Source organism: Streptomyces sp. NPDC001985, assembly GCF_040296845.1.
Lineage (GTDB): Bacteria > Actinomycetota > Actinomycetes > Streptomycetales > Streptomycetaceae > Streptomyces.
The window spans coordinates 20301-33692 of sequence record NZ_JBEOYB010000015.1 but is presented as its reverse complement, the minus strand read 5'-3'; the positions used below and the strand labels follow the sequence as shown (position 1 = coordinate 33692).

Below are 13392 nucleotides of genomic sequence, written 5' to 3'. Positions count from 1 at the left end.
CGGGCCACGTATCGTGAGTGCTCACGGCGGAGAGGCCACGGCAACAGCCGGATGCACGACCGGAATTGACCCATAGGGAAGTACGTCGGCGCTCCGGTGTCCTGCCGGGGCCGGTGAACGGCGGCTCGTTCGAGGGGAGGCGACATGGACGACTACGCGGGAAGGGTGCTGGCCGACCGCTACCGCCTTCCGCTGCCCCCGGCCGATGAGTACGAACTGGTCGTCACCCGGGCGTTCGACACCTACAGCGGCCAGGAAGTGCTGGTGCGCCAGGTCCCGCTGCCGGAGGTCGTGGAGGCCGAGGTCGTCGAGACCGACGGCCCGCCGGGAGCCGCGGCCCCCCGCAGGACCCAGGGCCGCGCCGTCCGCAGGCCCACCGACCCCGCCGTTCTGCGCGCCGTCGAGGCCGCGCAGGCCGCCGCCTCGATCCCCGACCACGCCCGGCTCGACCAGGTCTTCGATGTCTTCGCCGAGGCCGGGTCCCTGTGGATAGTGAGTGAGCGCGTCGCCGCCCGCCCGCTCGCCGCCCTCCTCGCCGAACAGCCGCTGACGCCCTACCGGGCGGCCGAGGTGGCATCCGATGTCCTGACCGCCCTGCTCGTCCTGCACGCGCACGGCTGGACCCACCGGAACATCACCACCCGCACGGTCCTGGTCTGCGACGACGGACGGGTCGTCCTCACCGGCCTCGCGGCGGGCGCCGCCGAGGAGGCGCTGTGCGGATACGCCCCGGTCCCGCAGGACGTGCCGGAGCCCTTCGCCGACGACCTCCCGCTCTACGACGACGAGGACGGCCCGCTCACCGCCTATCCCGAGGCCGGCACCGCCGAGGACGACGACGGCCACTACGCCGACATCGAAACTGTGGACACCGACACCGACACCGACACCGACGCCGACGCCGACGCCGACACCGACGCCGACGCCGACGCCGACGCCGACGCCGACGCCGACGCCGACGCGGACGACGACATGGGCGGCGGCGGCCAGGAGGTCCACCGGGCCCACGGGTCCCACGACGGATACGGCGGGGAGTACGGGGAGTACGGGGACGGACCCGGCGGCGGGTACGCCGGCCGCTCCGGCCACGACCCCTACGCGGACGACACCGGCCCCCCGCGCCTCCCTCCCGTACCGGAGAGCGGTGTACCGGACGCGCGGGCCGCGCGCTCCGGTGCGATCGCGGCCTACCGGGCGGGCGCGCGCGCCGCCGCCCGGGACAGCGAGGAGCAGCGGCGCGGCGGGCCGCCCGTGCAGAGCGGCCACGACCCCGACTGGTGGGCCCGCAGGCCCGGCGAGCCCTCCCGCGCGATCCCGCCCGGCGACGAGGACGAGAACGACGACCGGTACAACGACCGGGACGGTTCTCACGACCGGCCCGATCCGCGCGACCGCGACCGCGACCGCGACCGCGACGGCGCCCACGGCCCGGACGGCTGGGACGACGGGGACGGCTGGGACGCCGGGGACGACGACCGGCCCGGGTACGCCCGGCTCGCCGGCACCTGGCACGACCGCCCCTTCCCCGGCGGCCAGGACGGCCCCCCGCCGCTCCCCGCCGGCGGCGGCTTCCTCCCCGCCGAGCCCCGGGCGCTCCCCCCGGCCCCGGCTCCCCGCCCGCTGCCACCGGTCCCGCCCGCCGGGCCAGGGACCCCCGGCACCATCCGCGAGAACGACCCCTACGGCGTGCGCGCGCCGCGCCCCGAGGAGCGGCCCCCCGCCCTGCCCGAGCCGCGCTCCGCCGGCACGCCCCTGCCCGCGGCATCGGCCTCCTCCTCCGGCTCCGGAAGCTGGGACCGGGGCGCCGCCGACGCCCTGCGCGCCGATGCCCAGCGGCAGCCCCTGCCCGCCGCCGATGGCCGGCCCGCCGCCGGGCGCTGGGACGAGGTCGTCGCGGGCGCGGAGGCCCCCGTCTACCGGGGCCCCGCCACCCCGCTGGCCGCCGAGCGGGCCCGCCAGGCACGGATCGCCGTCGTCGGCGCGGTCACCGAGCGCTGGGCGCCCGAACAGGCCGGCCCCGTTCACGAGAACTGGCAGCTCGCCGCACCCGTGGGCCCCGCGACCGACCTCTGGGCCCTCGGCGCGCTGCTCTACCGCTCCGTCCAGGGCCACGCCCCCTACCCCGAGGAGAGCGCACCCGAACTCGTCCAGCTGGTCTGCTCCGAGCCGCCCGCCTTCGCCGAGGAGTGCGGCCCGCTGCGGCCGGTCGTCGAGTCCCTGCTGCGCCAGGACCCCACCGAGCGCCCCGATGTCGAGGAGCTGAGGGGCTGGCTGCGCTCACTGGTGCGCTCGGCCCCCGAGCCCGAGGCGGGCGTGGGCGTGGTGCCGCTGCCGCCGGGCGCGGTGGACGGCAGCCGGCTCCCCGTCGTGCGCCGCCGGGGCGAGCTGGTCCGCAAGCGCCGGGGCGGCTCGGCCGAGGTCGTCCACGGCCGCCACCGCCACAAGAAGCCCCGCCCGGAGCGGCGCGGCCCCCGGACGCTGGGCCGGCTGCTGCTGGTGCTGATCCTGCTGCTCATGGCGGCGGCGATCGCCTATGCCGTGAAGTTCATGCCGAAGGCCGGCGAGGAGGAGGGCCCGGAGCCGCAGGGCAGTTCGGAACCCCGGGCCACGGCCTCCAGGAGCCCCGGTCCTGAGCCGGCCACCCCGGCGCCGTCCCGCACCGGCTCGCCCGGCACCCAGCAGCCCCAGACCTCCGCTCCGGCGGGTACCGCCCCCACCGGCTTCGCGCTGCGCACGGACCCCGAGGGCTTCCGTACCGCCGTCGACAGCGACTGGCGCCGCAGCCCCATCAACGACATAGGCCAGGTCCGTTACAGCAACGGGGACTTCACCCTGATCGTCGTCCCCGGCCGGGACAGCGTGGCGACGGAGGGCGACGATCCGCTGGTCTACCAGCGGGACAAGGAGCGCGAACTCCAGCCGTACCGCGACTCGTCCTGGGCCGAGGCGACGGGGCTGCGCCGCATACAGGTCGGTCAGCGGGTCATGGCCGAGGGGCAGTTCAGCTGGCAGGACACCAACGGCCGCCAGGTGTACGTCCGCAACCTGGCGATGATCCTCGACGGCCGCTACCACGTGGTCCAGGTGATCGGCCCGGACGAGCAGCGGGACAAGGTGACCCAGGCGTTCCGCGCCGCCGCGGACTCCTACCGCAAGACCCGCTGAACGCCCCGCCGGGCCGGCGATCCGGAGACCATGCCGGAGACCAGCCCGGAGAATCGCCCCGCGTTCGCACGTCATGTCCGGTTACGCGTGGGGCACATGGGAGGGCCGAGGTTCCCCACCCGTGATCCCTTTCCGTAATCTGGGCCACCGGGAAGTGAGGGCGGGGACGTGGAGAACTCACCGAGTACGGAGACCGGGCTGCTCATAGCGGGCAGGTACCGGCTGGCCGAGAGCATCGGCCGGGGCGGCATGGGCAGGGTGTGGCGCGCACACGACGAAGTGCTGCACCGGGTGGTCGCCATCAAGGAACTGACGGCGGGAATGTACGCATCCGGCGCCGATCGCGCCGTGTTCCACACCCGCACCAGAACGGAGGCGAGAGCGGCGGCCCGGATCAGCCACCCCGGAGTGGTCACGGTCCATGACGTGCTCGACCACGACGCCCGCCCCTGGATCGTCATGCAGTACGTCGACGGCCCGTCACTCGCCGACGCGACCGGCGACTCCGGGCGGGTCCCCGCGCCGGAGGCCGCCCGGATAGGGCTCCAGGTGCTGCGCGCCCTGGACGCCGCGCACACGGCCGGAGTCCTGCACCGTGACGTCAAGCCCGCCAATGTGCTGCTCGCGCGGGACGGCCGGGCCCTGATCACCGACTTCGGCATAGCCTCCATAGAGGGCGATCCCACGCTCACCCGGACCGGGGAGATCGTCGGCTCCATCGACTATCTGGCGCCCGAGCGGGTGCAGGGCGCGGACCCGGGCCCGGCGTCGGACCTCTGGTCGCTGGGCGCCACGCTCTACACGGCGGTGGAGGGCGTCTCTCCCTTCCGGCGCACATCGCCGATGACCACCATGCAGGCCGTGGTCGGCGAGGAACCGCAGCCTCCGGTGCACGCGGGCCCCCTGGGGCCGGTGATCACGGCGCTGCTCTCCAAGAATCCCGCCGACCGCCCCTCCACCGCACGGGCCGAGGAGATGCTCCGGGAGGTCACGGAGGGGCGGAGCCCGGCCCCGTACCGCACCCGGGTCCTCCCGGAATCCGCCGAGCCGCCGACCGTGCACCAGCCCCTGGCGCCCGCCTCCGGCGAGCCGCCCGCCCCCGGCGTGCGGCGGCGCGTGCGGCGCCGCGTGCGGCGGCGCACGGTGGCGGCGGCCGCGGCGCTGGCCGTCCTGGTGGGACTGGGCGCCGGGTACGGGGTCATGAACTACGGGAACGACGAGACGGACCCGTCCGCCGGGAAGACGATGACGGCCGAGGAGTCCGCCGGCACGGGAGCCGGTGCCGGTGCCGGTGCCGGGTCCGGCCCGGACACCGCGAAGAGCCCCGGCACCCAGGCGGGTTCCGGGGCCGGGGGGAGTCAGGATGCCCCGAAGGGCCCGGATGCCCCGGAGAACGGTGTCTCCCAGGGGATGGACCGGGCGCCGGAGGGCTGGCGCAGGGTGCAGGACCCGAAGGGCTTCGGTCTCCTCGTGCCGGAGGGCTGGAACCGGCAGATCGTTGTCCCCGATCAGGTCGATTACACACCCGACAACGGGAAGCACCACATCCGGGTCGGTATCGACCCCGCCCCCGACTTCGAGCATCCGAACGATCATCTGCTGAAGCTGGAGAAGGGCGCGCTCAGCCGGCTCCCGGACTACACCAGGGTGCGGTTGGAGCCCAATGACTTCCGGGACTACGAGAAGTCCGCGGTGTGGGAGTTCACCTGGACGGCAGGGGCCTCCGCCGGCTCCCGGCGCGGCATCAACCAGGTCTACTACGGCGACGACGGCACCGAGTACGCGATCTATCTGTCCGCCCCCGTCGAGGACTGGGCGGAGAGCCGGAAGCAGTTCGACACCATGCTCCAGAGCTGGCGGCCCCCCGAGTGAGCCCGCTCCCCGCCGGCCCCGCCCCGGACGGTCTCCGTACCGCCGGGTCGAAGGGGGTCCGGGCTCCGGCGTCACCCGCCGGGACCGGGGCGGAGTCCTCCGGATCTGTCCGGAGCGGGTCGGGACCGCCGGGACGGCCGAGGAGGGCGACGAACCGCCGCCGCCCCCGTGGCCTGGCGCGCCTTCCCGGGAGCAGGGTGGCGGCAGCGGATCTGCGAGCCGTCCGCCCGCCGGCCGCTCCCGGTGACAAGCCCCTGATCAGGGCCGATGTGCCAGCGATCGCTGGCGCGGTGGTGCAGGCCCGGTGAAAGCTGTTACCCGCGGGTACCCAAAGAGGGCGAGCGCCGCATACGCTCGCCCTCATGACGGACTCGAAGGCCCCCGCCGCCGCCCCCGGCACCAACCCCGCGGCCCCCGCCCCGGCCGGTGCGCGCACCGCCGCCGACGTGGTCACTCCCGAGGTGGTCGCCCAGCTCGTCCGCGGTGTCGTCGGCACCGGCCGGACCGCCAACCACACCCCCTTCACCGGGGCGAAACTGGCGGATCTGCCCGAGTCGACCCCGGACGATGTGGCCGAGGCCTTCGAGCGGGCCCGCGCGGCCCAGCCCGTCTGGGCCGCGACACCCGTGCGCACCCGCGCCGCCGCCCTGCTGCGCTTCCACGATCTGCTGCTCGAACGGCAGGCCGAGGTCCTCGACCTGATCCAGCTGGAGACCGGCAAGGCCCGCCTCCACGCCCACGAGGAGATCCAGGCCGTCGCCGTCGCGGCCCGGCACTACGGCCGCCGGGCCGCGGCCCATCTGCGCCCGCGCCGCCACGCGGGTGTCGTCCCGGTGCTCACCAGGACCACCGAACTGCGCCATCCGCGCGGGGTCATCGGCCAGATCGCGCCCTGGAACTACCCGCTGGAGCTGTCCATCGGCGACGCGCTCCCCGCCTTCGCGGCAGGGAACGCGGTGGTGATGAAGCCCGACACCGAGACCGCGCTGACCGCCCTGTGGGCCCGTGATCTGCTGGTCGAGGCGGGGCTGCCGGCCGAGGTCTTCCAGGTCGTCCTGGGGGAGGGCCCGGTCATCGGCCCCGAGATCGTCCAGCGCGCCGACTATGTCTCCTTCACCGGCTCCACCCGCACCGGACGCGAGGTCGCCCTGGGCGCGGCGGCCCGGCTGATCGGGGTCTCCCTCGAACTCGGCGGCAAGAACCCGATGCTCGTCCTGGCGGACGCCGACATCGAGCAGGCGGCGGCCGGGGCGGTCCGCGCCTGCTTCTCCTCGGCCGGCCAGCTCTGCGTTGCCGTCGAGCGGCTGTACGTCCACGAGTCGGTCGCCGACCGCTTCATCGAGCGGTTCGCGGCGCGCACCAGGGCGATGCGTCTCGGCAACTCCCTCGCGTACGGCGCCGACATGGGCTCCCTCGCCGGTGAACGCCAGCTGGAGACCGTCGTACGGCATGTGGACGAGGCCGTGGCGAAGGGCGCCACCGTCGTCGCGGGCGGGGTGGCGCGCCCCGACATCGGTCCGCTGTTCTACGAGCCGACCATCCTCGACGGGGTGGAGCCGCCGATGGCGGTCTGCGCCGAGGAGACCTTCGGCCCGGTGGTCTCCCTCTACCGGTTCACGGACGAGGACGAGGTGATCGAGCGTGCCAACGCCACCGCGTACGGACTGAACGCCTCCGTCTGGTCCCGCGACGCGAGGCGGGCCCACGCCCTCGCCGCCCGGCTGCGCACGGGCACGGTCAACATCAATGAGGCGTACGCCGCCGCGTACGGAAGCGTCCAGTCGCCCATGGGCGGAATGAAGGACTCCGGGCTGGGGCGGCGGCATGGCTCGGAGGGCATCCTCAAGTACACCGAGTCGCAGACGGTCTCCCAGCAGCGGCTGCTCCCGCTCGCGCCGGCGCTCGGGATGGACGACGAGGGGTACGCGGTCCTCATGAGCCGGTCCCTGCGGGTGATGAAGGCCCTGGGGCTGCGCTGACCCCGGCCCCGGCCCCGGCCCCGGCCCCGGCCCCGGCCCCGGCCCCGGCCCCGGCCCCGGCCCCGGCCCCGGCCGTTTCCGTGTCCGTGGTGTGTTCCGTTGCTGTTCCGTTGCTGTTCCGCGGTGAGGAGAGCGATGTCCGAGATCACCCCTGTTCAGAAGCCCGCTCCGGAGTCCGGCCCGGTGCCTGACCGCGAACGCGGGCTTGATCATGACGGCGACGACTACCGCGACGGCGACGGCGACGGCGGCGACTACGACTACGACTACGACGTGATCGTGATCGGCTCGGGCTTCGGCGGCTCGGTCGCGGCGCTGCGGCTCACCGAGAAGGGGTACCGGGTCGGCGTCCTGGAGGCCGGGCGCCGTTTCACCCGGGAGAGCCTGCCGAAGAACTCCTGGGACCTGCGGAACTTCCTCTGGGCCCCCGCGCTCGGCCTCTTCGGCATCCAGCGCATCCATCTGCTGGGCAAGGTGATGGTGCTGGCGGGCGCCGGGGTCGGCGGCGGTTCGCTCAACTACGCCAACACCCTCTACGTACCGCCCGAACCGTTCTTCCGGGACCCGCAGTGGAAGGACATCACCGACTGGCGGGAGGAGCTGGCGCCCTACTACGACCAGGCACGCCGGATGCTCGGAGTCAGGATCAACCCGACCACCACCGCGTCCGATGTCCATCTGAAGGCGGCGGCGGACGCGATGGGGATCGGGCACACCTTCCACCACGCCCCGGTGGGGGTGTTCTTCGGCGACGGCGCGGACGCGGACGGCACCGCCGTGGCGTCGCCGGGCCAGTCGGTGCCCGATCCGTACTTCGGCGGGGCCGGGCCCGCCCGCAGGGCCTGCACCGAGTGCGGCGAGTGCATGACCGGCTGCCGCCACGGAGCGAAGAACACCCTCAACGAGAACTATCTCCACCTCGCCGAGCGCGCGGGCGCGGTGGTGCACCCCATGACCTGGGTCGTCACCCTCACCGATGACTCCCGGGGCGGCTTCGCCGTCGGCACCCTGCCCAGTGACCGCCGCCGCAGGGGCCGGGGGCGTACGTTCACGGCGGCCCGGGTGGTCGTCGCGGCCGGCACCCACGGCACCCAGACCCTGCTGCACACCATGAAGGACACCGGCCTGCTGCCGCGCATCGCCGGGCGGCTCGGGGAGCTGACCCGTACCAACTCCGAGGCGCTGGTGGGCGCGCAGACGGACAGCCGCCGCTACCGCAGGCGGCACGGCGGCGACCGGGTGGACTTCACCCGGGGGGTCGCCATCACCTCATCGGTCCACCCCGACGAGAACACCCATATCGAGCCCGTGCGGTACGGCAGGGGCTCCAACGCCATGGGCGGGCTGACCATCCTCCAGGTGCCGTACCGCACCCGGGCGCGGGCGGCGGCGTGGCTCGGGAACATGGCGCGCCATCCGGTCCTCGCGGTGCGCTCGCTCTCCGTCCGCCGCTGGTCGGAGCGGACCATCATCGGGCTGGTGATGCAGTCCGTGGACAACTCCCTGACGACCTACCGCAAGCGGAGCGGCCCCGGCCGGGGGCGGCTCACGGCCCGGCAGGGCCACGGCACCCCCAACCCCACCCAGATCGAGGCGGCCACCCGGGCGGCGTCCCTCCTCGCGGAGGAGATCAACGGCTTCGCGGGGTCCAACATCGGGGAGTTGATGGGGACCCCGCTCACCGCGCACTTCCTGGGGGGCTGTCCGATCGGGGCGACGGCGGAGTCCGGGGTGATCGATCCGTACCACCGGCTCTTCGGGCACCCGGGGATCTCGGTCGTGGACGGCGCGGCGGTGACGGCGAACCTGGGGGTCAACCCCTCGCTGACGATCACCGCCCAGGCGGAGCGGGCGATGTCGCTCTGGCCGAACAAGGGCGAAGAGGACCCGCGCCCGGCGCAGGGGGCGGCCTATGCGCGGCTGGCTCCGGTGGAGCCGAGGTCACCGGTGGTGCCGAAGGGGGCGTTCGGGGAGCTGAGGCTCCCCTTCCTGGGGATGCCGGCGGTGCCGCCACGGCCCTGTGGCCCCTGCGGCCCCTGCGGCCCCTCCGGCGTCTGAGGGGCCGGTCCCCGGCGGTGGTTCGCAGGGCGCGGGGTCCTGTGGTGCGGGGTCCGTCCTCAATCGCCGGACAGGCTGGATTTGTTCGGGTTTCCTGGTGGTGCGGGGGTCGTCCGCAAGCTCTCCCGGAGCCGGCTCCGGGAGGTTGCCTCCGGGCGGGCTGGGTTTGTTCGGGTTGCCTGTGGTGGGGGAGTCGTCCGCAAGCTCTCCCGGAGCCGGCTCCGGGAGGTGCCCCCGGGAGAGCCGGGGTCGCCCGGGCCATCCGGGGACGTTCGGGTCACCCGTGGCTGCGGCGCCTGAGGGCGAGGACAACTCCCGCACCCGCGGCCACAGCAACCCCGCCGATCGCGCCGATCACCGGCAGCGCGGACCCGGCCCCGGTCCGCGCGAGACTGCCGGTCACCGGCAACTCCTGGAGCCCACCCTGCGGAGCGGGCCGGTTCGCCGGTCGCCCCGCGGGCCCCTCCGTCCGGCCTCCCCCCGGCCCCCCGGTCTCCTCCCCGCCCCGCTCTCCCGTGGACTCGTCCACCTCCCCGGGCCTGCCGCCCGGGGCGAGCACCTCGAAGCGGTGAACCGCGCCCTCGCCGAACTCGCAGTGGACGCCGCCCTCCGTCCTCTCGATGTACGTCCCGCCGCTGAACGCCGGAGCCGTCCCGGGCTCCGCCTTGACATCGATGCTCAGCCTCATCCTGACCTCGGCATACTCCCAGGGCTTCAGGCTCCCGGCCGTGCCGAAGTACCCCTTCTCGAAGTCGATCCGCTCCCACCGTCCGTCGACCTGCCACTGGAGGGTGACATGGCGGGCGGTGTGCTCGCCGTCCTCGTCGGGGGTGTAGACCTCCGCGTACGCCGAGACACCGCTCTTGGTCCGCTCCGACCTGTTGGTCAGCCGGTAGGAGAAGTCGACCCAGCCCGAGCCGGCCACGATCCTGGCGGGCAGTCCGAGGATCTCGGTGCCGATCTCGTCGCTCGGGTCGACGACCGTGTCGCACGGCTCCCTCCCGCCCTCGTCGCCGGGCTCGGGCTTCCCCAGGGAGGGGCCGGTGACGGAAGTAGAAGCAGCGGCAGAGGCAGAGGCAGAAGCAGAGACAGAAGAGGAAACAGAAGCAGAAGCGGAAGGAGATGCGGAGACAGAGACAGAGGCAGAGGCGGAGGGCTCCGGCGCGGGGCCGCCGCCGGGCGAGGCACCCGGGGAGCCGATCGCGCCCCGTGAGGCGTCCGGTGCGGGGCTGCTCCGGCCGTCGGTGGCGGGGTCGCTCGCCGAGGCGGAGACGGAGGGCGAGGGGGACGAGGGGTTCTCGTCCCCCGTCGCGTGTGCGGCCGGAGCGGCGAGGAGGGCGGCGGGGGCGATGACAGCCGTTGCGGCGGCTGCCACGAGAGCGCGGCGGAGCTTCATGACGACCTCGGCGGAGTCTGGGGGCCGCGCTGCTGGGCGGCACCAGGGTCGGGAGCGCCGTCCGGGGTGGGGGTACACGGATGGGGCTGTTGGGGAGTAACTGGTTGACTGTTGTACAGCCGTGAAGGTTGTGCACGGCGTTGATCACAGCTCCGCATCCATCGGGCTCCGCACCCCGTCACCCGGCCCGTCACCGGGCTCCGCACCCCGTCACCCGGCCGTCCCGCGCCACCGGACACAGCGAGGCCGCTGCGCCCCCCTCCGAGCGCAGCGGCCTCGCTGTGTCCTGTGACCCGTTCCATCGGTGCTGTACGGGTGTGCGCCACCGCGCGCGCACGGTGCCGCGCGCCCGGGGTGTCCGACGGTCCTACGCGGTGGCGTCCTCACGGCGGCGCTTGACCGCGAAGACGACTCCGGCACCCGCGACGACGGCGATGCCGCCGACGATGCCGATGACCGGCAGCACGGAGTCGGAACCGGTCGCCGCGAGGGTGCCGGTGACCTTGGAGCCGGTGCCGGTGCCCACCGCGACCGGCTTCTTGGTCGGAACCGGGGCCCGGCCGCCCTCCTGCGGCTTGGTGCCGTCCGTGTTCGTACCGGCCTTCACGATCTCGAAGCGGTACGAGACCTCGCCGACGCCCTCGCAGGAGCCGTCCTCGGTCATGTAGAGGCTGGCGCCGAGCGTGAAGGCCGCACCCGCCGGGGCACCGGCGAGCACGTTGATGCGCAGGCTGATGTCCGCCTTGTGGCCCGGCTTGAGCTCGTCGGACCAGCCGGCGAAACCGGCCGGAATCCCGTCCTCGCCCTGGAGGTCCTGCCAGGTGCCGGAGTCCGGGTCGAGCGCCTGGAGCCGGACCTGGCGGTCGTTGAAGAGCTCCTCGCCCATCCGGTCGCCGGAGGCGCCCGCGAAGTAGGCCACGCCCGCGAGGGTGTCCTGGGAGTTGTTGCGGGTGGTGATGGTGAACTTGTGCCAGCCGCTGCCGGCGGCGATCTTGCCGGGGAGCCCCGTGAGGGACATCGCGACGGTGGACTCCTCGCACCAGTCGGGGAACCCCTCGCCCTCCTCGCCCTCTTCGCCCTCTTCTTCCGACTCCTCGGGCTCGCCGGGCGAGGGGTTCGGGAGGCTCGCGCTGGGGCTCGGCGAGGTGGAGCCGCTCGCCGCCGGGGAGGTGGAGACGCTCGGGCCGGGGCTGCTCGACTCCGGGGCCGGCGAAGAGCTCTCCGTGCCGGGGCTCGACTCGCCCGTGGTCGGGCTGCTGTTCTCCGGGGCCGGGGTGGAAGCCGATCCGGAGGGCGCGACGGAAGTGGATGCGGAGGGCGATACGGAGGGCGACACGGAGGACGACTGCCCGTCGGCACCCGTGTTCTCCGTCGCCTGTGCCGCGGACGCGGCAAGGAAGGTGGCAGGGGCCATGACGGCGGTCGCGGCGGCGACGGCCATGGCGCGGCGGAGCTTCATGAAGACCTCAACGACGTCCGGGGGCCGCGCCAGGGCGGCACCGCATGGGCAAGGGCCTTCCGAGCGGGAATACACGGGTGAGGCCATTGATACGCCTGATTGACCGGTATACGGCCGGGAAGGTTGTGCCCGCCCTGACAAGAAACTTATGTGATCTGCGTCACTAGGCATGCGCCGGGGTGGAGTGGGGCGTCGCGGAGCACGGGCAAGGGCCCCGCGGTGAGTGACCGCGGGGCCCTTGGCGGCGGCACCGACAGCAGGGCTGTGGGTCGGTGCCGGGGCGGCGCCGGGGGGTTGCGCCGCCCTGGGAGAGGTGTCTCGGACCCGGCGCGCCGGGGGCGTGCGGGGCAGGCGCGGGACATGCGCCGTGCTTCGATCCGGGTTCAGTCGCATCGTGCGGGACGGCGCGCGGCTCGCGCAACCGTTGGAGCGGATTGCGGCCGGTTCCGGGCGTCCCCGGAACCGGCCGCCCGGGGTGACCGGGCTGCTGTCCCCTGCCGACCGGTCACCCGCGCTGGCGCGAGGTCCCACGACGTGCCCGAGGCACGTCACACGCTCCAGCGGAGTCACCCGTGGTGCTTCTCCGGTGCCGCCCCTGGCCGGTGCGGACATGGGGACCAACGAACCCCCGCCGGCCCCGGTCACGCTCCGGACGGGTGAGAGCGGACCCGAACTCAGATACGTACCGGTGCGCGCCGACGCGTACCGACGCGTACCGATACGCGCGGACGCGCACCCGCGCGCACCCGTCAGACGCGGCCCCGGCACAGCTCCAGCAGCGTCATCGCCAGCGATGTGCCCGGCTTTCCGAGCGCGTCGCGGAAGTGGGTGAGTACCTCTGTCTCGCGCGCCAGATTCACCCGGCGGCCACCGGACGAGATACGGGCGTCCTGGATCACCGCCGACACGGCCATCCGTTCATGGACGAGGCCGATGATCCGGTCGTCGAGCGTGTCGATCCGCTCCCGGGCGCCGGCGATCAGGCCCGCCGCCTCGTCGGTGCGGGCGCCGGTCCGCTCCGCCGCCGTGCTCCTCGCGGCCGGCCTCACGGCGGAGGCGGTGTCCTGGATCGGTGCCGGTGCCGGTGCCGGTGCCGGTGCCGCAGTCGATGCCGAGGCCGATGCCGAGGCCGGGTCGGGGTTCGGGGTCTTCGGGTGCGTGATCATCTCTGGGGGCTCCTGTGATCTCGGCCCCGCTCCGACAGACCCGGAAAACAGCGAGGCGCCCCGGACCTGTCGGCCCGGGGCGCCTGGGAAGTCGCTTGTCAGTGGCTCAAGCAGCACGACCATGGCAGCCGGACGGGCCCGGTGCCATAGGTAAAGACGGAGATCTGCTGCTGACGCATGCGCACAGTATGGACCGGGAGAGGACACCGGACCAAAGACCGGCCCGGATGGTGAGACGGGAGACGAGTCGCCACACCCCGGTAGAATCGGGAGAACCGAAACCCCCCGCCGGAAGGC

At 74.0% G+C, this 13392-nt stretch carries 7 protein-coding genes; 4 read left to right on the top strand and 3 right to left on the bottom strand.

Annotation, left to right across the window (positions count from 1 at the left end; all coding sequences use genetic code 11):
- Positions 1-144 precede the first annotated feature (144 nt).
- From ABT122_RS09160 to ABT122_RS09145, 4 genes are all read left to right on the top strand, one after another.
- Positions 145-3165, top strand: a complete 3021-nt coding sequence (locus ABT122_RS09160; protein WP_351547716.1) for a serine/threonine kinase C-terminal domain-containing protein — start codon at positions 145-147, stop codon at positions 3163-3165.
- A gap of 168 nt (positions 3166-3333) precedes the next feature.
- On the top strand, positions 3334-5037 hold the full coding sequence (locus tag ABT122_RS09155) for a serine/threonine-protein kinase (RefSeq protein WP_351547713.1): 1704 nt from the start codon (positions 3334-3336) through the stop codon (positions 5035-5037).
- A gap of 362 nt (positions 5038-5399) precedes the next feature.
- Positions 5400-7016 (top strand): succinic semialdehyde dehydrogenase, encoded by a 1617-nt coding sequence (locus ABT122_RS09150; RefSeq protein WP_351547711.1) that lies wholly within the window; start codon positions 5400-5402, stop codon positions 7014-7016.
- 135 nt (positions 7017-7151) lie between these two features.
- Complete coding sequence (locus tag ABT122_RS09145) at positions 7152-9074, top strand: GMC oxidoreductase (RefSeq protein WP_351547709.1); 1923 nt, start codon at positions 7152-7154, stop codon at positions 9072-9074.
- 277 nt (positions 9075-9351) lie between these two features.
- Here the strand turns inward: ABT122_RS09145 and ABT122_RS09140 are convergent, their stop codons facing one another.
- The 3 genes from ABT122_RS09140 to ABT122_RS09130 all read right to left on the bottom strand — a co-directional run bounded on the left by ABT122_RS09140 (position 9352) and on the right by ABT122_RS09130 (position 13095).
- A complete protein-coding gene (locus ABT122_RS09140; protein ID WP_351547706.1) occupies positions 9352-9999 on the bottom strand; it encodes a hypothetical protein in 648 nt (215 codons plus the stop codon).
- Between the two features lie 838 nt (positions 10000-10837).
- Positions 10838-11929, bottom strand: a complete 1092-nt coding sequence (locus ABT122_RS09135; RefSeq protein WP_351547703.1) for an LPXTG cell wall anchor domain-containing protein — start codon at positions 11927-11929, stop codon at positions 10838-10840.
- A gap of 749 nt (positions 11930-12678) precedes the next feature.
- On the bottom strand, positions 12679-13095 hold the full coding sequence (locus ABT122_RS09130; protein ID WP_351547701.1) for a chorismate mutase: 417 nt from the start codon (positions 13093-13095) through the stop codon (positions 12679-12681).
- Positions 13096-13392: the final 297 nt, after the last annotated feature.